This is a genomic window from Streptomyces sp. NPDC013317, assembly GCF_055563155.1.
Genome location: NZ_JBVHDX010000019.1, coordinates 40,684 through 63,985 on the forward strand (window position 1 = coordinate 40,684; position 23,302 = coordinate 63,985).

Below are 23,302 nucleotides of genomic sequence, written 5' to 3' on the forward strand. Positions count from 1 at the left end.
CCAAAAACCCCCCGCAAAACGCTCCCCCATACCAAAACATTTTTAAAAAAAAACTATTCCACCCGTAATTACCGTGGGCGGGGCCCGTGGGGGGGCGGGGCCCCCCGCCCCCGGGGGGGCGCGGCGGACCCATTTCCACCAAAAACGGGAGTGATTACGTGGCCAAGACTTCTGGCCTGAACACCACGGGCATCGTGTCCCGTGTCACGGTCGCGGCGATAACCGCGGCTCTGGTCGCGACGACCACGTCGGCCTTCGCGGCCGACGCCCCGAAGGGCGCCGACCGCGCCCAGGCCGCGCCGTCCGCCTCCGCGTTCAACACGGAGGCCGCGGCCGACGCTCCGGTCAACGCCCTGTACGGCGTGACCAGCGGTGGCGACCTGTACGGCTACGTGCCCAACGGCTCGGGCGGCCTCGACAGCCGGATCTACACCGGCTTCGGCTGGAACTACGCCAAGCACATGACGCAGGCCGACCACGACGGCGACGGCAGCTCCGACGCCGTCTGGGCCGTCACCAACGGCAACCTGGAGCACCTGCCGTGGGGTGGGGACCCGGTCAAGATCGGCAGCGGCTGGGGCATCTACAACAAGGTCACCTCCGCGGGCAACCTCGGTGGCGCGGCCGCCGACGACCTGCTCGCGCGGGACACCTCCGGCAAGCTGTACCTGTACCTGGGTTACGGCAACGGCAAGCTGACCACCCGCAAGCTGGTCGGCAGCGGCTGGGGCCAGTACAACCAGATCACCGGCAAGGGCGACCTCACCGGTGACGGCAAGGCCGACATCGTCGCGCGCGACGGCTCGGGCAACCTGTACCTGTACAAGGGCACGGGCAGCTCCACGGCCCCCTTCGCCGGTCGCGTCAAGATCGGCAGCGGCTGGAACATGTTCAACTACCTCGTCTCGGTCGGCGACATCGACTTCGACGGCATCACGGACCTCATCGCCCGTGACAGCGCCGGCGCGCTGTACCTGTACAAGGGCACCGGCAACGCCTCGGGCGTGTTCAAGCCGCGCGTGAAGATCGGCACCAGCGGCTGGAACACCTACCGCCTGATGTTCTGATCGACGTCCTCGACGTCCCGCAGAACGGCGAACAGTCGAACGGGCCCCGCTCCTCTTCCGGGGAGCGGGGCCCTTCGCTTCTGACGACCCTTTCACCACCGACACTGGAGACTGACGTGGCCAACTCTGGCCTGAACACCACGGGCATCCTGTCCCGTGTCACGGTCGCGGCGATCACCGCGGCCCTGGTGGCGACGTCCACGTCGGCCGTGGCGGCCGACGCCCCGAAGGGTGCCGACAAGGCGGCCGCGGCGGCCACCAAGCCGGCGCAGGCGCCGAAGGCGGGCATCGCCTCCACGACCGAGGTGGCGGAGCTCCGCGACCTGGGTGCCGTCTCGGGCTCCACCCTGTACTGGTACATGCCGAACGGCTCGGGCGGCTACGACGCCCGCTTCGAGCAGACCGACCAGTGGCAGAACGTCAAGCACGCGCAGTCGGTCGACAACGACGGCGACTCCTACGCCGACGACATCTGGGTCTGGGACACCGCCGGCTACCTCGGCTACGCGGACAGCGAGGGCACCACCGAGATCACCGTCGGTGGCGGCTGGAACATCTACAACAAGGTCCTGTCCCCGGGCAACCTCGGTGGCGCCGCGTCGCCGGACCTGATCGCCCGCGACACGGCCGGCAACCTGTACATCTACCTCGGCTACGGCACCGGCAAGCTGACCGGCCGCACCCTGGTCGGCGGCGGCTGGGGGCAGTACACCCAGATCACCGGCGTCGGCGACCTGAGCGGTGACGGCAGGTCCGACATCGTCGCGCGCGACGGCTCGGGCACGCTGTGGCTGTACAAGGGCACCGGCGACCAGAAGGCTCCGTTCTCGGCCCGTACCAAGATCGGTACCGGCTGGAACATGTTCAACAACCTGACGGCCGTCGGCGACCTGGACTTCGACGGCGTCAGCGACCTTGTCGCCCGCGACACGACCGGCAAGCTGTACCGCTACTCGGGCACCGGCAACGCCGCCGCCCCGTTCAAGTCCCGCGTGCTGATCGGCAACGGCGGCTGGAACACGTACCGCCTGATGTTCTGACCGGCGCCCTCGGCGTCCGACGGACACCGGACGAACGGGCCCCGCTCCTCCTTCGAGGAGCGGGGCCCGCTTCGTTCTGTCACCCGATGCGTCAGCCGCGGATCAGGTTGCGCAGCACGTACTGCATGATGCCGCCGTTGCGGTAGTAGTCGGCCTCGCCGGGGGTGTCGATGCGGACGACCGCGTCGAACTCGACACCGGTGTCGGTGGTGACCTTGACCGTGCGCGGCGTGACGCCGTTGTTGAGCTCCTCGACGCCGGTGAAGGAGAAGGTCTCCTCGCCGGTCAGGCCGAGGGTCTCGGCCGACTGGCCCTCCGGGAACTGGAGCGGCAGGACGCCCATGCCGATGAGGTTCGAGCGGTGGATGCGCTCGTACGACTCGGCGATGACGGCCTTGACGCCGAGCAGCGCGGTGCCCTTGGCGGCCCAGTCGCGGGACGAGCCGGAGCCGTACTCCTTGCCCGCCAGGATCGCGAGCGGGGTGCCCTGCTCGATGTAGTTGCGGGAGGCGTCGTAGATGAAGGAGACGGGGGCGCCGTCCTTCGTGAAGTCGCGGGTGTAGCCGCCCTCGGTGCCCGGCGCGATCTGGTTGCGCAGGCGGATGTTGGCGAACGTGCCGCGGATCATGACCTCGTGGTTGCCACGGCGCGAGCCGTAGGAGTTGAAGTCACGACGCTCCACACCGTGCTCGGTGAGGTACTTGCCGGCCGGGGTGTCGGCCTTGATGGCGCCGGCCGGGGAGATGTGGTCGGTGGTGACCGAGTCGCCCAGCTTGGCCAGGACGCGCGCGCCGACGATGTCGGTGACCGGGGTGGTCTCCATCGTCATGCCCTCGAAGTACGGGGGCTTGCGGACGTAGGTGGACTCGGTGTCCCACTCGAAGGTGTTGCCGGTCGGGATCGGCAGCGCCTGCCACTGGGCGTCGCCCGCGAAGACGTCCTGGTAGGACTTGTTGAACATGTCCTCGCCGATCGCGTTGGCGACGACGTCGTTGACCTCGGCCTCCGACGGCCAGATGTCCGCGAGGTAGACCGGCTTGCCCTCGGTGTCGGTGCCGAGCGCGTCCTTGGTGATGTCCACCTTCATGGAGCCCGCGAGGGCGTACGCGACGACCAGCGGCGGGGAGGCCAGGTAGTTCATCTTGACGTCGGGGTTGATACGGCCCTCGAAGTTCCGGTTGCCGGAGAGGACCGAGGTGACCGCGAGGTCGTGCTCGTTGACGGCCTTGGAGACCTCCTCCGGCAGCGGGCCGGAGTTGCCGATGCAGGTGGTGCAGCCGTAGCCGACGAGGTTGAAGCCGACCTTGTCGAGGTACGGGGTGAGGCCCGCCTTGTCGAAGTAGTCGGTGACGACCTTCGAGCCCGGGGCGAGGGTGGTCTTGACCCACGGCTTGCGGGTCAGGCCCTTCTCCACGGCCTTCTTCGCGACGAGCGCGGCGGCGACCATGACGTACGGGTTCGAGGTGTTGGTGCAGGAGGTGATCGCGGCGACGGTGACGGCGCCGTGGTCCAGCTCGTAGGTGGTGCCGTCGGGGGCGGTCACCTGGACCGGGTTCGACGGGACGCCGTTGCTGACGGCCGGGGCGTCGGAGGCCGGGAAGGACTCCTGGCCCGCCTCGTCGACCATGTCGACGTAGTTGCGGACGTCCTGCTTGAACTGCTCCGCCGCGTTGGCGAGGATGATGCGGTCCTGCGGGCGCTTCGGTCCGGCGATGGAGGGGACGACCGTGGAGAGGTCGAGCTCCAGCTTCTCGGAGAAGTCGGGCTCGGCGGACGGGTCCAGCCAGAGGCCCTGCTCCTTGGCGTACGCCTCGACGAGCGCGACCTGCTGCTCGGAGCGGCCGGTGAGCTTGAGGTAGTTCAGGGTCTCGCCGTCGATCGGGAAGATCGCGGCGGTGGAGCCGAACTCGGGCGACATGTTGCCGATGGTGGCGCGGTTGGCGAGCGAGGTGGCGGCCACGCCCTCACCGTAGAACTCGACGAACTTGCCGACGACGCCGTGCTTGCGCAGCATCTCGGTGATCGTGAGGACGAGGTCGGTGGCGGTGGTGCCGGCCGGGAGCTCGCCGGTCAGCTTGAAGCCGACGACGCGCGGGATCAGCATGGAGACCGGCTGGCCGAGCATGGCGGCCTCGGCCTCGATGCCGCCGACGCCCCAGCCCAGCACACCGAGGCCGTTGACCATGGTGGTGTGCGAGTCGGTGCCGACGAGGGTGTCGGGGTACGCCTGGCCGTTACGGACCATGACCGTACGGGCCAGGTGCTCGATGTTCACCTGGTGGACGATGCCGGTGCCCGGGGGGACGACCTTGAAGTCGTCGAAGGCGGTCTGGCCCCAGCGCAGGAACTGGTAGCGCTCCTTGTTGCGGCCGTACTCCAGCTCGACGTTCTGGCCGAAGGCGTCCTTCGTGCCGAACTTGTCGGCGATGACCGAGTGGTCGATGACCAGCTCGGCCGGGGAGAGCGGGTTGACCTTCGCCGGGTCGCCGCCGAGCTCCTTGACGGCCTCGCGCATGGTGGCGAGGTCGACGACACAGGGAACGCCGGTGAAGTCCTGCATGATCACGCGAGCCGGCGTGAACTGGATCTCCTGGCTCGGCTGGGCCTGCGAGTCCCAGCCTCCGAGGGCCCGGATGTGGTCGGCGGTGATGTTCGCGCCGTCCTCGGTGCGGAGGAGGTTCTCCAGAAGGACCTTCAGGCTGTAGGGAAGGCGCGCGGAGCCCTCGACCTTGTCCAGCTTGAAGATCTCGTACGACTCGTCGCCCACGCGCAGCGTGCTGCGGGCGTCGAAGCTGTTCGCCGACACGACAGTCTCCTTCATCAAAGTGCGCGTATTACCGCCATGCTGCCGCCACGACTCCTCGCCGATCCGCTAAGGTAAGACTTAGTTAGGTAACCCTTACCGGGCGGGCGGCCGCGGTGCGCCGTAAGCAGTTATCTCGATGTCGAGATAACTCTAGTGCATCCCCGCCGCTCGGTCATGCCCGGCATGCCTGACCGCCCTCATCCAGTCGAGGCGTGTACTCACCGAACCCGGCCGTTCGGCCTTCCGTCTCAGTGAACCCAGTCGTGCGGGTGATCGCACGGGGGGTGCAGGGTGGCCGTACCGGCAGGGGTGGATCTTGCAGGGCCGTACGTCGAGCTGTCGCACGTGGACGCCGTACGACAGCGGCAGCGGCGTCCACTGCTGGTCGAGCGGGTCGGGGTGTCGGAGCCGGTGCTGCCGGCGAATGTCCGGTGACTGAAAGGCGGAAGCCCCCGATCCGCGCGATCGGGGACTTCGCCAAGGGCCGCCCGAGGATCCTGTTGCGGCCCCGAAGTGCCGGTGCCGGTTACGCGGCGGAGGCGAGTTCGGCGCGGCCGAACAACAGCGCGTGGCCGGTGGGGAGCTGGCGGAGGATGCGGGTGATGAGGTCAGGGCCGGCGTGGGCGGCGACGGCCGCGAAGACGGAGCCGGTGTCCCAGCGAGTGGTGGCCAGGGAGGCGCCGGAGCGGGCGGCGAGGTCCTTGACGAAGGCCCAGCCGGTCAGCGGCTGGGTGTCGGGGATCTGTGCGGTCAGGACACGTGCGGCTTCCAGGGGCAGGCAGCGTGCCAGGTCGACGCGTTCGTCACCGGTCAGCTGGCGTCCCAGCCCCGCGAGAACCAGGCGGACGGCTTCCTCGGCTCTCTCGCGGGTGGGATAGGCGCCTTCGTAGCGGACCTTCTCCAGCATCTGCTCATACGCCGTCGAGTACGGCTGCTGGTGCTCAGCCGGTACGCGCACGTCGGTGATCACTGCAGTGCATGCCTTTCGTAGAGCGGTGCGGGTGTGTGGCACCGAGGTAGGGGTCAGGTGGGCTGGGGGCGGCCGAAGAGGAGGTCGTAGCCCGCGGGGAGCTGGAGCAGGATCTGCCCCAGCAGGTCCTCGCCGGTGGTGTCGGCGACCGTGGACAGCACGGCGCTGACGTCCCAGGTCGCGGTCTGCTCGGTGGCACCCTCGATCCAGGCCGCGGTTGCCCGCACGAACCGCTCCGGGGGCAGCGGTTCGGCGCTCTGCAGCGGGTTGAGCAGGATCAGGGCGAATTCCTCCGGGAGACGTGCCGCGAGCTGGGCGCGAACCACGCCGACCAGATGCGCGCCGAGCAGGGCGAGCACCACACGGGCCGCGCGCTCGGCTTCCTCCACAGTGCCGTACTCGCCGCGCTCCCTCACGTGGTCGAGGAAGGCTTCGCGTCGCAGGGTCATCTCCGCCGCCACCCCTTCTTGTTCTTCGGCCTGCCCATGGGGTGCGGAGGACGGGGTGAGGGGGAGATCAGGTGCCCGTCCTCCGCACCTGTCCGGCGTCAGCCGGAGATCTCCTTGTGGCCGGCCCCGACGCCGATGGATATCTTGCGGGGCTTGGCACGCTCGGCGATCGGGATGCGCAGGGTCAGCACGCCCGCGTCGTAGTCGGCCCTGATGTGCTCGGTGTCGAGGGTGTCGGCGAGCACGATCTGGCGGGAGAAGACGCCCAGCGGCCGCTCGGACAGCTCCATCTGCACGTCATCGACCCTCGCCACCGGCCGGCGCTCCGCCTTGACCGTCAGCATGTTCCGCTCGACGTCGATGTCGATCGCGTCCGCGCTGACGCCGGGAAGGTCGAAGGCCACCACGTACTCGTCACCCTCGCGGTAGGCGTCCATCGGCATCGCCGACGGCTTGGACCAGGTGCCCGGGCCCATCAGCTGCTGCGCCAGCCGGTCCAGCTCACGGAAGGGGTCAGTGCGCATCAACATCGTGAAAACACCTCCAGCAGGTTCAGGCAGTTACTGCCAATGCGCCTCACTGACACCGTTGTAACATGTCATCCAATGGATGACAAACACGATGTCGTCTACACGATGACAACCCGAGGGAGGTGCCCGTGACCGCACCCGACCAGCCGGTCTCCACCGACACCGACGCCCACAGCCCGGCGTCGTTCCTCGCCGCCGCGGCGGCCCTGAAAGCCATAGACGACGCCCTGCGCGACGCCCAGCACGAGACCCCCGACACCCTCGGCGCCGGGCCGGCCCCTGAGCAGGCCCTCGCCTCGCTGATGCTGCTGCGGCAGGTACGTGAGCGGCTCGCCGGATGGGAGACCGGCCTGATCGAAACGGCCCGGGACGCAGGCGCCAGCTGGGCCGACCTCGCCTCTCCCCTGGGTGTCGCCAGCCGCCAGGCCGCCGAGCGCCGCTACCTGCGCGGCCGCCCCGGCCCGGCCGGGACCACCGGCGAACAGCGCGTGACGGCCACCCGTCAGGCCCGGGCCGCCGACCGCAACACCGCCACCTGGGCCCGCAACAATGCGGCCGACCTGCGCCGCCTCGCCGGCCAGATCACCGCCCTGACCGACCTTCCCCACGCGGCCCGCCGCCCGCTCGACGAGCTCCACGCGGCCCTCGCCCACAACGACCCCGCCGACCTCGTCGTCCCCCTGACCGCGACCCGCCCCCACCTGGCCGCCGCCCACCCCGACCTCGCCGCCCGGCTCGACACCCTCACTCCCCCCTGACCCCGGGGAGGCCCGGGCGCCGCGGAACGAGCGGCGGGCGTCACCCGGGATCCCGCGCGGCGGACGGCCGGATGCACCCGGACCCCCGCGCGGCGGACGGCCGGATGCACCCGGGATCCCGTGCCACGTGCGCGGTCAGACGTGCCACACCCCCGTCACCGCTGCCGTACGGACGTAGTCGGCGAGGTCGCGCGGCTCGCGGCCGAGAGCGCGCTGGACACCGTCGGCGAGCCTGGCGAAGCGCTCCTCCCTGATCCAGCCGTAGAGCATGTTCAGCAGGGCGATGTGCTCCCGCGACACGCCACGGCCCGCGGCGTGGGCCGCGAACTCCTCCGGCGAGACGGCGCGGTGGGTGATGTCCCGGCCGGTGGCACGGGCGATCTCGTCGGCCACGGCGTCCATCGCGAGCAGGCGCGGCCCGGACAGGGAGTACGTCTGCCCGGCGTGACCGGCTTCGGTGAGGGCTGCCACGGCAACGTCGGCGATGTCCTCGGCGTCGACCCACGGCTCGGCGCCCGCGCCTGTCGACGTGACCATCTCGCCGTCGAGGATCTGCCCCCGGAAGAGCGGGTCCTCGCTGAAGTTCTGCGCGAACCAGGCCGGCTTCAGGATCGTCCACGCCGTGCCCGACTCCCGCACCGCGCCCTCGCAGGGCAGCTTCTCCTCGCCTTCCGGGGCGACCCAGTCGCTGTGGGAGAGCAGGACGAGGCGCTCGGCCCCGGTGTCGGCGGCGAGCTCGGCGAAGGCGCGCATCCAGATCGCGGCGTCCTCGCGCTGCGAGTCGACCAGATAGACCGCGCCGACGCCCGCGAGGGCGGGCGCCCAGGTGCTCTCGTCGTTCCAGTCGAAGCGGGTCGGCCCCTTCCTGGAGGCCGCGCGGACGTCGAGGCCGCGCCGGCGGAGACGGGAGAGGACGCGGCGCCCGGTCTTGCCTGTGCCGCCGAGGACGAGGATCGGCCTGGTGGTCATGTGAGAAGTCGTCATGAGAGACATCGAACGCCGAGCGCGTGAGGCAGGGAATGGCATGAGCACTCAGGTCGATGTCTCAGCGTCTCAGAATGTCGAGGCATCGCCGTGGGCCGGCGTCTAGCCTTGCGCCATGGACGCGTTGGGAAGCCTGCTGTACGAGGTGAGATCCGACGGCGCGCTGTTCAGCCGGAACATCCTGGCGCCGCCGTGGTCGATCCGCTTTGCCGACCGTACCCAGCTCACCCTTGTCACGATGGTGCGCGGCGAGGGCTGGCTGCTCCCGGGCGGCGGCGAGCCGGCCGTGCCGCTCGGCCGGGGTGACGTGGCGGTCGTGGTCGGCCCGGAGCCGTTCTCCGTCACCGACGATCCCGACGCCGGGACGCCGCCGCTGTACGTGCTGGAAGGACCCGACCGGTGCACGTCGGCCGACGGCCGGGAGGTCTGCGAGGACGTCGTGCTGGGGCTGCGCACCTGCGGAAACGCGCTGGACGGCCCGACGGTGCTGCTCACCGGCAGCTACCACGTGGGCGGGCGCGTCTCGGAGCGGCTGCTGAGCGCCCTCCCCCGGGTGGTCACGGTCCGCCCGGAGGGAGGGCCGGGCCCGATCCTGGACCTCACCGTGGCGGAGATCGGCCGGGACGACCCGGGGCAGCAGGCGGTGCTGGACAGACTCCTGGACCTGTTGCTGCTGTCCACGCTGCGCGAGTGGTTCGCCCGCCCGGAGGCCGATCCGCCCGGCTGGTACCGCGCGCTCGGCGACCCGGTCGCGGGCCGGGCGCTGCGGTTGATGCACGACCGTCCGGCGCGGGCGTGGACCGTGGCGGCACTCGCCGAGGAGACGGGGGTGTCGAGGGCGACGCTCGCGCGCCGCTTCGCCGAGTTGGTCGGCGAGCCGCCCATGGCGTATCTGACCGGCTGGCGGCTGGCGCTGGCGGCCGACCTGCTGGCGCGGACCGACGCCACCGTGGAGTCGATCGCCCGACAGGTCGGCTACCGCAGCGCCTTCGGACTGAGCGTCGCGTTCCACCGCGTGTACGGAACCCGCCCGAGCCACCACCGCGCGGCGTCCGCGGCCACCGCCGCCTGAGACCGCTCCCCCTCCCCCGCACGGCCGCGGTGAAGTTGCCGCGGCCGTACGGCGGATCGAGGATCGGACCATGTTCAGCGGCGCCCATGTGATCCTCTACAGCTCCGACGCGGACGCCGACCGGGCGTTCCTGAAGGACGTGCTCGGGTTCGACCATGTGGACGCGGGTCGCGGCTGGCTCATCTTCAAGCTGCCGCCGGCGGAGGTCGCCGTCCACCCCACGCAGGGCGCGCCGAAGCACGAGTTCTATCTGATGTGCGACGACATCACCCGGACGCTCGCCACGCTGCGGGACCGCGGGGTCGAGACGTCGGAGCCCAGCGACCAGGGGTGGGGGCTGCTGGCCACCGTGCGCATGCCGAGCGGGTCCGAACTGTCCCTGTATGAACCACGACACCCGACTGCTCACGGTTCGTCACCCTGACGGCCCACCCCGGCGCAAGCTCCATCTCATATCTGAGATAACGTGACGCGCATGGCAGACGACTACCTCGTACGCATCGGCAAGCTCATCCGTGACGCCCGTCAGCACCGGGGCTGGACACAGACGCAGCTCGCCGAAGCCCTGGCCACCAGCCAGAGCGCCGTGAACCGGATCGAACGTGGCAACCAGAACATCAGCCTTGAGATGATCGCACGCATCGGCGAAGCGCTCGACAGCGAGATCGTGTCCCTGGGTTACGCCGGCCCCATGCATCTGCGGGTCGTCGGCCGCCGTCGGCTCTCCGGGTCCATCGACGTCAAGACGAGCAAGAACGCGTGTGTCGCGCTGCTCTGCGCCTCGCTCCTCAACAAGGGCCGCACGGTCCTGCGCCGCGTCGCGCGCATCGAGGAGGTCTTCCGACTCCTGGAGGTCCTCAACTCCATCGGGGTTCGCACCCGTTGGATCAACGACGGGGTCGACCTGGAGATCGTGCCGCCGGCCGAGCTGGACATGGACTCGATCGACGCCGAGGCGGCGATCCGCACGCGCTCGATCATCATGTTCCTCGGCCCGCTGCTGCACCGCCTCGACCGCTTCAAGCTGCCGTACGCGGGCGGCTGCGACCTCGGTACGCGGACGATCGAGCCGCACATGATCGCGCTGCGCCGCTTCGGCCTGGACATCACGGCCACCGAGGGCCTCTACCACGCGCAGGTCGAGTCGTCCGTCGTCCCGGACCGCCCGATCGTGCTGACCGAGCGCGGCGACACCGTGACGGAGAACGCGCTGCTGGCCGCGGCCCGCCACGACGGCGTGACCGTCATCCGCAACGCGTCGTCCAACTACATGGTCCAGGACCTCTGCTTCTTCCTGGAGGCGCTGGGCGTACGGGTGGAGGGCATCGGCACGACGACGCTCACCGTCCACGGCGTCCCGCAGATCGACGTGGACGTGGACTACTCCCCCTCGGAGGACCCGGTCGAGGCGATGAGCCTGCTGGCCGCGGCCGTCGTCACCGAGTCGGAGCTGACGATCCGCCGGGTCCCGATCGAGTTCATGGAGATCGAGCTCGCGGTCCTGGAGGAGATGGGCCTCGACCACGACCGCTCCCCGGAGTACGCGGCGGACAACGGCCGCACGCGCCTGGTCGACCTGACGGTCCGCCCCTCCAAGCTGGAGGCGCCGATCGACAAGATCCACCCGATGCCGTTCCCGGGCCTGAACATCGACAACGTCCCGTTCTTCGCGGCGATCGCGGCGACGGCACAGGGCAAGACGCTGATCCACGACTGGGTCTACGACAACCGCGCCATCTATCTCACGGACCTCAACCGCCTGGGCGGCCGCCTCCAGCTCCTGGACCCCCACCGCGTCCTGGTCGAGGGCCCGACCCGCTGGCGCGCGGCCGAGATGATGTGCCCCCCGGCCCTGCGCCCGGCGGTCGTGGTCCTCCTGGCGATGATGGCGGCGGAGGGCACGTCCGTCCTGCGGAACGTGTACGTCATCAACCGGGGCTACGAGGAACTGGCGGAACGCCTGAACTCGGTGGGCGCGCAGATCGAGATCTTCCGGGACATCTGAGCGTTAACGGAAACGGCCCACCACCCCCTCCCGCCTCTTTCACGCGCGCCGGGAGGGGTGTGGGGGCCGGCAGGCCTACCGCGGTCGCCGAACCGGAGGGGCCGGACAGCTACGGCCCGGAACCGTCGGCCGGGAACAGCGTCTCTGCGGTACATCTGGGATTCGGCGATCGCGGATCGCTCCAGTGGCCCGCTGGACACTCGTCAGGGTGGAACTCGGCGTAGAAGATCCGATGCGACCAGCGCCATCGGTCCCCGATGCGCTCCATGTAGCCGTAGGTCGGCTCCGTGTCGCCCGGCCGTACCTCGACGACCTCGGCCGAGCCGTCGAGCACGGTCACCTTCTCCAGGTGGCCGGATGCCGCTTCGTCGAGCGTCGAGGACTCCGAGCCGGCGAAGAACTCCGCCGCAGTCTCGACACACGTGTCTGGGACCGTGTCTTCCAGCTTCCTGCGGTACTCCATCGTCATGAGGCCGCAGAGGGTCTCCCCGTCTCCCTTCCGTACCGCCTCGGACGTTGCAGCCCACGTGTCGCGCACACCGGCCTCGCCCGGCCGGCCCCCGACACCGAGGACGGAGGCTCCGTCTCCCTGCGCGGCCCAGTAGACACCGCCGCCCGTTCCGACCAGGAGCAGGGCGGCGAGTGCGATCCACCAGCGCCCGCCCTTCTTGGTCGTGTTGTTGATGTCCCGGCCTACGACGGTGCCCGAGTTGTCGCGACCGATCGACGGGCCGGTCACCAGGTCCGTGATGTCCCGGCCGGCCAGCAGCGCGCCGTCGCCCGCGGTGAACATGGTGGAGGGAGGATGCGGCGGAGGGGGCGGCACCGGCGGCTTCCGTTCTACGCCGCGATTGAATTCCGTTTCTCCTGTCATGAGTTGATGGCCTCCTCTCCTGCTGTCACATCTCGAAGGTCACCACCGGAGAGAACGGACCCGTCTCCTCCCGCCATGTGCACGTCCTCACCGGCGTCGATCCGCGACGAGCCTCCACGAGGCACACGCGCGTGTGAACGCTCGATACTTCCCTGGGCGAGGAGAGAACCGTGCCCGGAGCGCATGGTGATCACCGGGGCCGGACTGCTCGGAGTCCTCAGGACGATCACCAGCGGCACCACAGCTGCGACGATGCCCGCAATCGCTCCGCAGACACTCGCGACCTGATCGACTCGGTCAAGCTCTCCGAAGAACGCCCAGGAGGCGAGCCCCAGTGCAACCACTGTTCCCAGACAAACCAGGACCCAACAAAGAACGCGTTTCCACATCTCTTCTCCCCGTGCACGCGACCAACCGTTCACGATTCGAGTCCCTGCCTACCGGCAGGGCGCGGTGGCGGACCCTCCAGTGGGCCCGACCGGTCAACCTTGAGCTTTGACGGCTGTCGGGATGTTCGCCATGTGTCACGGGCAGCCATAATCAACGAATCATCGAATGGAACGTCCTGAAGGGTGACGCGAGTTGGCAGCCAGGACGGGACGTCGGGAGCGGCCGCTCGACCCGCAGGCCGGCCCGCTCGAACGCTTCGCGCTGGGTTTGCGTGAACTACGAGAATCGGCCGGCCTGACCTACATGGAGATGGCCGACGTGGCGCACTTCGCGGCCAGCACCCTTTCTCAAGCCGCTGCCGGGCATCGGCTCCCGACCCGTGCGGTCCTCCTGGCGTACGTCCGTGCCTGTGGCGCAGACCCGGCCCCCTGGGTGGAGCGCTGGGAGCATGTGCGGCATGACGTGTTCGGTCCGGAGGAGGGTGAGCGGGGAGCCGCCACCATCACCCCACATGGCTCAGGCCCGGAGGACGTCACCAGTTTCGTGGGGCGAGAGGCCGAACTTGCCGCAGGCAGCAGACTGATCGAGCACTGTCGTCTGGTCACGCTGGCCGGAATCGGCGGTGTGGGGAAGACACGGCTGGCCAAGCGCCTCGTCCGCCAGGTGGCCGGTCGCTTCAAGGACGGTCACTACTGCGTGGAGCTGGCCGACGTCAACGGCGACGATGCCGTCGCGGCAGAAGTCGCCGCAGCGGTCGGAGTGCTGACCGCTGCCGAGCAGGACCCTCTGGACGAACTCGCCACAGCTTTGCAGGGCAGGCGCGTGCTCCTCCTGCTCGACAACTGCGAGCACGTCCTGGACGCGAGTGCTCGAACCGTCCGCGCCCTGCTCACACGGCTGCCCGAGCTCCACGTCATCACCACCAGCCGGCAACCGCTCGATCTCGGCGAGGAGCATGTGTTGCAGGTGGAGCCGTTGGGCCTGCCCGCTCCGGGGAGCGGGCACCCCGCCGTAGCCGGGGCGAGGGACGGGCTTCCCGTGGTGTCACCGGCTGTGACCCTCTTCGTCGACCGGGCCGTCGCCGCTTCTCCCGGATTCGGGGTGACCGAGGCGAATCGGGACACGGTCGCCCGCGTATGCCGGAAACTGGACGGCCTGCCCCTCGCCCTGGAAATCGCGGCACGGCGGCTGCGCACATTGACGCTCGACGAACTCCTGGAGCGGCTCGATCACCGGTTGCGGCTCCTCGGCCCCGGTGGCCGCGACCGCACGGCTCATCCTCGTCACCATGCCTTACGCGCGCTCTTCGACTGGAGCTACGAACTGTGCACCGATGCCGAGCGAACCGCCTGGCAGCAGCTGTCGCTCTGCTCCGCCGGAGTACTGCTCACCGATGCCGAGCACCTCTGCGAGCGCAGCACAGCAGACGGGGCACAGTGCGCTGTGTCTCCTGACGAGGTCTTCGAGTCCCTGGCGGGGCTCGTGGACAAGTCACTGCTCACAAGGGTGGAGACGGATGGTCGCAGCCGCCTGTACATGCTGGAGACCGTCCGCGCCTACGGGCAGGAGCGCCTCGCGGAGAACGACCGGGCACAGCGCGCGTTGCGCCGCCACCGCGCCTGGTACCTCGATCTCGCCGCGCAGGCGGGGGCCGCCTACGGCACAGCCGAACAGGCCGACTGGCTGCGGCGCCTGCGCTCCGAGCACGCGAATCTGCGGCAGATCGTGACGACGGCCCCGGCGCCCGGTGAGCCGGCGGAGACCGTGCTCCGCGCGTCTGTCGGCTTCTGGCTCCACTGCCTGGCCTCGGGCCATGTGGGAGAGGGCGCCCACTGGATGGGAAAGATCATCGAGCGGCACCCGCTCCCGCCTCGTTCCGAAACCACCCTCACCTGGTGTCGGGCGGTCTGGGTCGCGGGCTTCCTCCTGCTCCTCCACGCGGACCACAGAGGCACCGACGAGATGATCGGGCGGGGGGAACAGGCTCTCGCCGACATGCCCGCAGCAGACGTCACGGCGTACGAGGTGCCACGGGCCGAGCTCAGCGCAGCCTTCCTGCAGCTGCGCGGCCTCGCGGCACTGTTGAACGAGGACACCGAGAACGCCGCACGCTACGCGCTGTCCGCACTGGAGACGGGGCACTGGTCCGCGATGCTGCTGACGCGGGCGCAGTGCATCGCCCAACTCGGCTTCTCCGCCACCATCCAAGGAGACCACGCCCGCTCCGTCTCACTGCTCGAACAGGCCTTGGCCATGTCCGAGGCCCAAGGAGACACCTGGCACCGCTGCTATCTGCTGTGGGCGCTCGCCGTCGAGCGCGGGGAGACGGGGCGCGCCAAGGAGGCTCTCGTACTCCTCCGGCGTGCGCTGCGGCACGTCTGGGAGATCGATGAGCAGATGGGTGAGGCGGTGCTGAGCGAGACACTGGCCTGGGTGCTCGCCTCGTGCGGTGGCGCCCGCTCGGCGGCCCGTGTGCTGGGAGCCGCCGATCGCGTCTGGCGCCCGTCCGGCGTTCCTCAGCTCTTCGGTTTCGCCGCCATGGCCGCACACCGTCAGCGCGGCCTCGAACAGGCCCGCCAGGCACTCGGCGAGACGGAGTACGGACGCGCGTACCGAGAGGGCCGGAAGCTCGGCCTGCGCAGGACGCTGGAGAGCGTGCTGACGGACATGGATCGGCCCACCGAGCCTGACTGACGCCCCACGGAAGACCTAGGCCGGGGTGGCCGGGGGGTTGCGGAGTTTTTTGCGGAGCGTGCGGGTTTCCGGGTGTTTCGGGCCCAGGGCCGCGTCCAGGATGGCGAAGCTGTCGTCGTACCACTGGCGGGCGCCCTCGGGGCCCTCGGCGAGGAGGGCGACGTCGCCGAGGCGTTCGCAGAGGAGGCTGAGGGCCCGCTGGCTCGAGAGGTCGCGGGGGTCGTCGCCGAGGAGGGTGCGGCGGATCGTCAGCGCCTCGTCGTAGTGGGTGCGGGCGGCTTCCAGTTCGCGGCGGTGCAGGGCCAGGTCGCCGAGTCGCTCGTGCTGGACGCCCAGGTCGCGGCGGGCCTGGGGGTCGTCGGGGGTCTCCGCCGCCAGCTCACGGCGTACGGCCAGGGCGCGGGCGTACCACTCGGCGGCCTCGGCCGGCTCGCCACGGTCCTTCGCCAGCAGTCCGAGCCGTTCCTGGATCACGCCGCGTTCGCGCCGGTCCCCGCGGTGGTGCGGCTCGGTCCCGGTCAGGCGTTCCGCGTACGACAGTGCCGACGCGTACCGCTCCGCGGCGGTCGCGGCGGCGCCCGCGGCCACGGCGACCTCGCCCAGCTTGAACTCGCCGCGTCTCAGGTCCCGCAGCAGCCGGGGGTCGTCCGGGTTCTCGTCGTGCAGCCGCGCGACGATCTCCAGGCTCTCCTGGTACGCCTGCGCGGCCTGGTCGAGGTGGTGGGCGTCCATCCAGAAGTCGCCGTACTTGGTGAACGACACGGCCAGGTCCCTGCGGCCGGCGGTGTCGGGGAACTGTTCGGCGAGGCGGATGGCGTCCGCCAGCATGCGCTCGTAATGGCGCCGGGCCTCGCGGTGCCTGCCCCGCCGTACGGCCTGATCACCGGCCTGTTCCGCGGAGGTACAGCTCTCGACGATCCCCTGCCGAATCCGGACCGCGTCCCATCTCGTCATCGAACCCCCACACGTGCACGGCCCTGCCGTTCACGGCGGGAAACCAGCTGACCGGATCACTATCCCCGGCCGGACACCTCAGGAGGCGCCGGGCGACGAAGCTTCCGCCAGAGTTCACCCAACGGTCGGCGAGCGCGTCACGTGCGGGTCCGGACGGGCGCCCGGCGGGCCGCCCGTCCGGACCGGCCCGGTCACTTCAGGGCGGCGAGGGCGGCCTCGTAGTCGGGCTCGGTGGCGATCTCGCCCACGAGCTCCGAGTGGAGCACCTCGTCGTTCTCGTCCAGCACGACGACGGCGCGGGCGGTCAGACCGGCCAGCGGGCCGTCCGTGATCTCGACGCCGTAATCGGTGTGGAACTCCCGGCCGCGCAGGGTCGAGAGCGTCTTCACGTTCTCCAGCCCCTCGGCACCGCAGAAACGGGCCTGCGCGAAGGGCAGGTCCGCGGAGATGCACAGCACGACGGTGTTCTCCAGGTCGGCCGCCTTCTCGTTGAACGTACGGACGGAGGCGGCGCAGACGCCGGTGTCGACGCTCGGGAAGATGTTCAGCACCTTGCGCTGGCCGGCGAACTGCTCCAGGGAGCTGTCCGTCAGCTCCTTGGCGACGAGCGAGAAGGCCGGAGCGACGGTGCCGGGGGCGGGCAGCACGCCGTTGACCTGCACCGGGTTGCCCTTGAACGCGATCTGGGCCATGGGGTTTCTCCCTGGGTAGTGGTACCGACAACGTGATCGATCGTACGTTGCGCGGCCACTCACCCAGGGCCCGTGGAGCCGTCGGCCGGTGTCAGCCGGCGCCGGGCGGCGGCATACCGCCCTTGAGGCGGTCGATGTCCGACTGGCGGACCTGGATCACGAAGAGGGCGATGAAGAACGCCACGATGGCGAAGGCGGCCGCCGTGATGAAGCCGGACGAGACGCCGGACGTCAGGACCTGGTCGGCGTACGGCGGGGGCAGTTGCCCCGTCCTGGCGAACTCGGCCTTCTCCAGGGGGCCCGCCTGGGAGAGGAAGACGGGTATCTGTTCCCGCGCCTCGTTGCGGCTGGCCGTGCCGAAGACGGTCACCAGGATGGAGAGGCCGAGCGAACCGCCCACCTGCTGTGTCGCGTTGAGCAGCCCGGAGGCCGCGCCCGCCTCCCGCGGCTCGACGTTGGACAGCGCCATGATGGTCAGCGAGACGAACATCAGGCCCATGCCCAGGCCGAAGACCAGGATCGGCCCCAGGATGCTGCCCAGATAGGTCGAGTCGACGTCGGTCAGGGTCAGCCAGGACAGGCCTGCCGCCGACAGCAGCGAGCCGATGACCATGAAGGGTTTCGGCCCGTACCTGGGCAGCAGCTGGGAGGCGATCCCCGCGCCGACCGCGATGATCGCGCTGACGGGCAGGAAGGCGAGCCCGGTCTTCAACGGACTGAAGTGCAGCACGTCCTGCACCCAGAGCGTCAGGAAGAAGAACATCCCGAAGATCGCCGCGGCCAGGCAGAGCATGATCGCGTACGTGCCCGCCCGGTTGCGGTCGGCGAACATGTGCAGCGGGGTGATCGGCTGCCGGGAGCGCCGCTCCACCATGATGAACAGGATCAGCAGGACGACCGCCGCGCCGAACGAGGCCAGCGTCCACGGGTCGCGCCAGCCTTCCTGGGACGCCCGGATGAACCCGTACACCAGCGCCACCATGCCGAGGGTGGAGGTGAACGCACCGGTGAAGTCGAAGTGTCCGGGGTGCCGCTCGGACTCCTTGATGTGGCGGGGCGTGAGGAACACGATGAGCAGCGCGATGGGCACGTTGACGAAGAAGATCCAGCGCCAGTCGAGCCATTCGACGAGAAGCCCGCCGGCGACGAGGCCGATCGCGCCGCCGCCCGCCGACACGGCCGCGAACACGCCGAAGGCCCGGTTGCGTTCCGGACCCTCGTCGAAGTTCGTGGTGATCAGGGAGAGCGACGTCGGGGAGGCGATGGCACCGCCGACGCCCTGGAGGGCACGGGCGGCGAGGAGTTGCCAGTCGTTCTGGGCCAGTCCGCAGAGCAGGGAGGCGAATCCGAAGAGCAGGATGCCGAACATGAAGACGCGGCGGCGGCCGAGGATGTCACCGGCACGCCCGCCGAGGAGCAGCAGTCCACCGAAGGTCAGCGTGTAGGCGTTGACCACCCAGGACAGGCTGGTCGTCGAGAAGTCCAGCGAACTCTGGATGTGTGGCAGCGCGATGTTGACGATCGTGATGTCGAGAACGACCATCAGCTGACAGGAAGCGATGACGAAGAGGGCGATGCCCTTGCCGTCGCCCTTGTGATTCTCCGCCGTGGTCCCCGCTGGGGTTGTCGGCTTGGGTGTACTCATGGCGCGTCGCGTCCTCGCTCTCTGAGGAGGCGTGGGCCGGTCAGTCCACCTTTCGACATTAAGCCCGGGTTCGGCGACTCTCCAGTTGATCAAGCGGGTCCCGTCACTCCAGGACGGCGAGTCCGTCCAGTTCGACGCGTGCCTGCTCGTCCCACAGCCGTACGACTCCGATGACGGCCATCGCCGGGTAGTCGCGCCCGGCCAACCGCCGCCAGATGCGGCCCAGTTCGTGCGCGTGGTGGCGGTAGTCGGCGATGTCGGTGGCGTAGACGGTGACGCGCGCCAGGTCGGCGGGGGAACCGCCCGCGTGCCGGAGGGCGGTGAGGAGGTTGGCGAGGGCGGTCTCGAACTGCTCGGGCAGCGACTCCCCCACCACCTTGCCGTCACGGTCGAGGCTGGTCTGCCCGGCGAGGAGGACGAGTCGCGAGCCGGTGGCGGTCACGGCGTGGGAGAAGCCGGTGGGCGGCGAGAGTTCGGCGGGGTTGTGCCGGTGCAGGCTCATGACGTGGCCTCCTGTGACGGCGCGGAAGGCGTCTCGACAAGCTTCTCGTACGGGAGGGGCGACGGCTGCCCCGAAGGCCGGTCCGGGGGCCACGACGACGTCTGAGCCGGGTGCCGTCGCGCCTCCGCCCTGTACAGCTCCTTCGCGATGATCGTGCGCTGGACCTCGGTGGCGCCTTCGTAGATGCGGGGGGCACGCACCTCCCGGTACAGGTGCTCCAGGAGGTGTCCCCGCTGCAGCGCGCGGGCGCCGTGGAGCTGGACGGCGGCGTCGACGACGTACTGCGCGGTCTCGGTGGCGAGCAGCTTCGCCATCGCCGCGCGGCGCGGCACGTCCTCCGCTCCCGCGTCGTACGCGGCCGCCGCCGCGTAGACGAGGAGGCGCGCGGCCTCGGTCCGGGTGGCCATTTCGGCGACCTGGTGGGCGACGGCCTGGAGGTCGCCGAGTACGCCTCCGAAAGCCGGGCGGGCGGCGGTGTGCGTGAGCGTGGCGTCGAGGGCGGCCTGGGCCATGCCGACGGCGAAGGCGCCGACGCTGGGACGGAAGCGGTTGAGGGTGGTCATGGCGACCCGGAAGCCGCGGTCGGGCTCGCCGAGGACGTCCGCGGGGCCGACGGGGACCCCGTCGAAGACGAGGGTGCCGATGGCGTGCGGGGCGAGCATGTCGAGGGGGCTGCCGGTCAGGCCCGGCCGGTCGGCGGGGACGAGGAAGGCCGTGACGCCGCGGGCCCCGGCGCCGGGGGTCGTACGGGCGAAGACGGTGGCGAAGTCGGCCTCGGGGGCGTTGGAGATCCAGCGCTTCTCGCCGTGCAGGCGCCAGCCGCCCGCGCCGTCCGGGCGGGCTTCCAGGGCGAGCGCGGCGGCGTCGGAGCCGGCGTCCGGCTCGCTGAGCGCGAAGGCCGCCACGGCCCGCCCCGCGACGATCTCGGGGAGCCAGCGGTCGCGCTGCCCTGGGGTGCCGAAGGCGGCGACGGGGTGGCCGCCCAGGCCCTGGAGGGCGAGGGCCGTCTCGGCCTCCGTACAGGCGTGCGCGAGGGACTCGCGGAGCAGGCAGAGGTCGAGGGCGCCCGCGTCGAAGAGCCCGGCCAGCAGGCCGAGCTCGCCGAGCGCGGCGACCAGGGGGCGGTTGACGCGGCCCGGCTCCCCCTTCTCGGCGAGTGGCCGCAGCCGGTCGGCCGCGAGGGCGCGGAGCTCCGCGCAGCGGGCGGTCTGCTGTGGATCGAGTGAGAATACGGACATTCGGACCCCTGTCCCGTTCGCCGACATCACTTCTATCGCGCACCGTTGACTGTCGTCACCATCACGATACGCTCGATGGGCGACCCCACGACGACAAGGGGACGAACTCATGGAGCTGACCCCCTCGGCCCACCACGACACCTTCGCGCGCGAACAGCTGCCGCCGCCGGACCAGTGGCCGCTGCTCCTCTTCGATCTGCCGGGACTCGACTACCCGGAGCGGCTGAACTGCGGTGCGGAGCTGATCGACCGCACGGTGGAGCGGTTCGGAACGGAACGCCCGGCGTTCCTGGACGGCGACGGTCATGTCTGGACATATGGACAGCTGAGCGAACGGGTGAACCGGATCGCCCACGTCCTCACCTCCGACCTCGGCGTCCTGCCCGGCAACCGGGTGCTCCTGCGCGGCCCGACGACCCCCTGGCTGGCCGCCTGCTGGCTCGCGGTGATGAAGGCGGGCGCCGTCGCCGTCACCGTTCTGGCCCAGCAGCGCGCCCAGGAACTGGCGGTCATGTGCGAGATGGCCCGCTGCACCCACGCGCTCTGCGACATCCGGACGGTCGACGACCTCGCGAAGGCCGAGGTGCCCGGGCTGCGGATCACGGCCTTCGGGGGAGACGCTCCGGACGACCTGCTGACCCTCGCCGCCGGCCGGCCGCAGACGTACGAGGCCGTGCCGACCGCCGCCGACGACGTGGCGCTGATCGCCTTCACCTCGGGCACCACCGGGCGGCCCAAGGGGTGCATGCACTTCCACCGTGACGTGCTCGCCGTCGCCGACACGTTCTCGCAGCACGTCCTGCGGCCGGAACCGGACGACGTCTTCGCGGGTTCCCCTCCGCTCGGCTTCACCTTCGGGCTCGGCGGGCTCGTCCTCTTCCCCCTGCGCACCGGAGCCAGTGCCCTGCTGCTCGAACAGGCGGGCCCCCGGCAGCTTCTGGAGGCGATCCCGGAGCACCGGGTGTCGGTGCTCTTCACCGCGCCGACGGCGTACCGGGTGATGCTGGAGGAGCTGGACCGGCCCGACGGCCCCGACGTGGAAGCGCTGCGCTCCCTGCGCCGGTGTGTGTCCGCGGGCGAGAACCTGCCGGCCGCGACCTGGAACGCCTGGTACGAGCGCACCGGCCTGAAGCTCATCAACGGCATCGGCGCGACGGAGCTGCTCCACATCTTCATCTCGGCCGCGGACGGCGACATCCGCCCCGGCACGACCGGGCGGCCGGTCCCCGGATGGCAGGCGCGGGTGGTGGACCGGGCCGGAGCCGAGGTGGCGGACGGTGTGGAGGGGCTGCTCGCGGTGCGCGGGCCGGTGGGCTGCCGGTATCTCGCCGATCCGCGCCAGCGTGAGTACGTCCACCAGGGATGGAACGTCACGGGCGATACGTACGTCCGTGAGGCCGACGGCTACTTCCGCTATGTCGCCCGTGCCGACGACATGATCATCTCGGCGGGCTTCAACATCGCCGGACCCCAGGTCGAGGAGGCGCTCCTCGCCCACCCGGACGTGGTGGAGGCCGCGGTGGTGGGGCACGAGGACGCGATGCGCGGCCAGATCGTGGTGGCGTACGCGGTGGTACGGGACGGAGTGGCGCGGAACGCGGAGACGGCCGGGGCGCTGCGGGCGTTCGTACGGGCCCGGCTGGTGCCGTACAAGAGCCCCCGGAAGATCGTCTTCCTGGACGCGCTGCCCAGGACGGCCACCGGGAAGCTGCAGCGGTTCCGGCTGCGCGCCGACTCCGACGGCACGGCCGCCCCCTAGGGGGTGGCTCGCTAGAGTGATCACGTGGTCGAGCAGCACACCCCCCGTTCCCTGATCGTCTCGCTGTACGGCGCGTACGGCCGCGGCCTCGCGCCGGGCGAGGACCCGTTGCCGGTGGCCGAGCTCATCCGCCTCCTCGCGGTGCTGGGCGTGGACGCGCCGTCGGTGCGCTCGTCGGTGTCCCGGCTGAAGCGGCGGGGCCTGCTGCTGCCCCGCCGGACGGCGGACGGGGCGGCGGGGTACACCCTGTCGGACGACGCCCGCCAGCTCCTGGAGGACGGCGACCGGCGGATCTACGCCCGTACCCGTCCCGCGCTGTCCGACGGGTGGGTGCTCGCCGTCTTCACCGTGCCCGAGGCCGAGCGCCACAAGCGGCACCTGCTGCGCTCGCGGCTCGCCCGGCTGGGCTTCGGCACGGCGTCCCCGGGCGTCTGGATCGCCCCGGCGCGGCTGTACGAGGAGACCCGCCACACCCTGGAGCGCCTGGAGCTCTCCGCGTACGTGGACCTCTTCCGCGGCGAGCACCTGGGGTACGCGCCGACGGCGGAGGCGGTGGCCCGTTGGTGGGACCTGCCGTCGATCGCCAAGCTCCACGAGGAGTTCCTCGCCGCCCACGAGCCGGTCCTGCGGACCTGGAGGGCCTCCCCCGGCTCGGCGGAGGACGCCTACCGCGACTATCTGTTCGCCCTGGACTCCTGGCGCCGCCTCCCCTACGAGGACCCGGTCCTGCCGGCCGAACTGCTGCCGCAGGACTGGCCGGGCGCCCGCTCGGCGGCGGTCTTCGCGGAGCTCCACGAACGCCTGCGGGACCGGGGCGCGCAATTCGCGCGCCCGCCGGCCGGCGAACCGGCGTGACGCGTCCCGGGGGTTGCG

20 protein-coding genes are annotated in these 23,302 nt (G+C 70.5%); 9 read left to right on the forward strand and 11 right to left on the reverse strand.

The genetic code is table 11. The annotated features are described in order from the left end of the window. The first annotated feature begins 158 nt into the window (after positions 1-158). Together ACZ3IJ_RS33140 and ACZ3IJ_RS33145 are read left to right on the forward strand one after the other, a co-directional pair. Positions 159-1,067 (forward strand): FG-GAP repeat domain-containing protein, encoded by a 909-nt coding sequence (locus ACZ3IJ_RS33140; protein WP_467474409.1) that lies wholly within the window; start codon positions 159-161, stop codon positions 1,065-1,067. Between the two features lie 116 nt (positions 1,068-1,183). Next, positions 1,184-2,107 (forward strand): FG-GAP-like repeat-containing protein, encoded by a 924-nt coding sequence (locus ACZ3IJ_RS33145; protein WP_467474411.1) that lies wholly within the window; start codon positions 1,184-1,186, stop codon positions 2,105-2,107. A gap of 91 nt (positions 2,108-2,198) precedes the next feature. Here the strand turns inward: ACZ3IJ_RS33145 and acnA are convergent, their stop codons facing one another. From acnA to ACZ3IJ_RS33165, 4 genes are all read right to left on the reverse strand, one after another. Next, positions 2,199-4,913 (reverse strand): aconitate hydratase AcnA, encoded by a 2,715-nt coding sequence (gene acnA / locus ACZ3IJ_RS33150; RefSeq protein ID WP_391801702.1) that lies wholly within the window; start codon positions 4,911-4,913, stop codon positions 2,199-2,201. A 526-nt stretch (positions 4,914-5,439) separates the two neighbouring features. Next, positions 5,440-5,883, reverse strand: coding sequence for a DUF2267 domain-containing protein (locus ACZ3IJ_RS33155; protein ID WP_467474416.1), 444 nt, complete (start codon positions 5,881-5,883; stop codon positions 5,440-5,442). Between the two features lie 53 nt (positions 5,884-5,936). After that, on the reverse strand, positions 5,937-6,332 hold the full coding sequence (locus ACZ3IJ_RS33160) for a DUF2267 domain-containing protein (protein WP_467474420.1): 396 nt from the start codon (positions 6,330-6,332) through the stop codon (positions 5,937-5,939). A gap of 98 nt (positions 6,333-6,430) precedes the next feature. Further along, on the reverse strand, positions 6,431-6,862 hold the full coding sequence (locus ACZ3IJ_RS33165) for an Hsp20/alpha crystallin family protein (RefSeq protein ID WP_467474422.1): 432 nt from the start codon (positions 6,860-6,862) through the stop codon (positions 6,431-6,433). A gap of 128 nt (positions 6,863-6,990) precedes the next feature. Between ACZ3IJ_RS33165 and ACZ3IJ_RS33170 the strand changes: the two genes are divergently transcribed. Continuing rightward, complete coding sequence (locus tag ACZ3IJ_RS33170) at positions 6,991-7,620, forward strand: type III effector protein (RefSeq protein WP_467474424.1); 630 nt, start codon at positions 6,991-6,993, stop codon at positions 7,618-7,620. A 135-nt stretch (positions 7,621-7,755) separates the two neighbouring features. Here the strand turns inward: ACZ3IJ_RS33170 and ACZ3IJ_RS33175 are convergent, their stop codons facing one another. After that, on the reverse strand, positions 7,756-8,604 hold the full coding sequence (locus ACZ3IJ_RS33175) for an NAD(P)H-binding protein (protein ID WP_467474426.1): 849 nt from the start codon (positions 8,602-8,604) through the stop codon (positions 7,756-7,758). 115 nt (positions 8,605-8,719) lie between these two features. On the opposite strand from ACZ3IJ_RS33175, the gene ACZ3IJ_RS33180 reads away from it, so the two are divergent. From ACZ3IJ_RS33180 to ACZ3IJ_RS33190, 3 genes are all read left to right on the forward strand, one after another. Next, positions 8,720-9,676, forward strand: a complete 957-nt coding sequence (locus ACZ3IJ_RS33180) for an AraC family transcriptional regulator (RefSeq protein WP_467474428.1) — start codon at positions 8,720-8,722, stop codon at positions 9,674-9,676. Between the two features lie 70 nt (positions 9,677-9,746). After that, positions 9,747-10,100: a VOC family protein gene (locus tag ACZ3IJ_RS33185; RefSeq protein WP_467474431.1), complete on the forward strand. Its 354-nt coding sequence runs from the start codon at positions 9,747-9,749 to the stop codon at positions 10,098-10,100. A gap of 51 nt (positions 10,101-10,151) precedes the next feature. Continuing rightward, on the forward strand, positions 10,152-11,681 hold the full coding sequence (locus tag ACZ3IJ_RS33190; RefSeq protein ID WP_467474434.1) for a helix-turn-helix domain-containing protein: 1,530 nt from the start codon (positions 10,152-10,154) through the stop codon (positions 11,679-11,681). A 109-nt stretch (positions 11,682-11,790) separates the two neighbouring features. Here ACZ3IJ_RS33190 and ACZ3IJ_RS33195 read toward each other — a convergent pair whose 3' ends face one another. Further along, a complete protein-coding gene (locus ACZ3IJ_RS33195) occupies positions 11,791-12,474 on the reverse strand; it encodes a hypothetical protein (protein ID WP_467474436.1) in 684 nt (227 codons plus the stop codon). Positions 12,475-13,137: 663 nt separating this feature from the next. Between ACZ3IJ_RS33195 and ACZ3IJ_RS33200 the strand changes: the two genes are divergently transcribed. Then, complete coding sequence (locus ACZ3IJ_RS33200) at positions 13,138-15,639, forward strand: ATP-binding protein (protein WP_467474438.1); 2,502 nt, start codon at positions 13,138-13,140, stop codon at positions 15,637-15,639. Between the two features lie 15 nt (positions 15,640-15,654). Here ACZ3IJ_RS33200 and ACZ3IJ_RS33205 read toward each other — a convergent pair whose 3' ends face one another. From ACZ3IJ_RS33205 to ACZ3IJ_RS33225, 5 genes are all read right to left on the reverse strand, one after another. Continuing rightward, entirely contained in the window at positions 15,655-16,593 is a 939-nt protein-coding gene (locus ACZ3IJ_RS33205) for a tetratricopeptide repeat protein (RefSeq protein WP_467474440.1), read from the reverse strand. A gap of 191 nt (positions 16,594-16,784) precedes the next feature. After that, on the reverse strand, positions 16,785-17,285 hold the full coding sequence (tpx, locus tag ACZ3IJ_RS33210; RefSeq protein ID WP_391801691.1) for a thiol peroxidase: 501 nt from the start codon (positions 17,283-17,285) through the stop codon (positions 16,785-16,787). Between the two features lie 91 nt (positions 17,286-17,376). Beyond that, a complete protein-coding gene (locus ACZ3IJ_RS33215) occupies positions 17,377-18,930 on the reverse strand; it encodes an MFS transporter (protein ID WP_467474444.1) in 1,554 nt (517 codons plus the stop codon). Between the two features lie 103 nt (positions 18,931-19,033). Next, positions 19,034-19,432 carry a RidA family protein gene (locus ACZ3IJ_RS33220; protein ID WP_467474446.1) on the reverse strand — a complete coding sequence of 133 codons (399 nt, stop codon included), beginning with the start codon at positions 19,430-19,432 and terminating at the stop codon, positions 19,034-19,036. Beyond that, entirely contained in the window at positions 19,429-20,670 is a 1,242-nt protein-coding gene (locus ACZ3IJ_RS33225; RefSeq protein WP_467474448.1) for an acyl-CoA dehydrogenase family protein, read from the reverse strand. Before ACZ3IJ_RS33225 ends, ACZ3IJ_RS33220 begins: the two co-directional genes overlap by 4 nt. Before the next feature lie 109 nt (positions 20,671-20,779). Between ACZ3IJ_RS33225 and ACZ3IJ_RS33230 the strand changes: the two genes are divergently transcribed. Both ACZ3IJ_RS33230 and ACZ3IJ_RS33235 read left to right on the forward strand, forming a co-directional pair. Continuing rightward, a complete protein-coding gene (locus ACZ3IJ_RS33230; RefSeq protein WP_467474450.1) occupies positions 20,780-22,429 on the forward strand; it encodes an AMP-binding protein in 1,650 nt (549 codons plus the stop codon). Between the two features lie 24 nt (positions 22,430-22,453). Beyond that, positions 22,454-23,284, forward strand: coding sequence for a PaaX family transcriptional regulator (locus ACZ3IJ_RS33235; RefSeq protein WP_467474452.1), 831 nt, complete (start codon positions 22,454-22,456; stop codon positions 23,282-23,284). Positions 23,285-23,302: the final 18 nt, after the last annotated feature.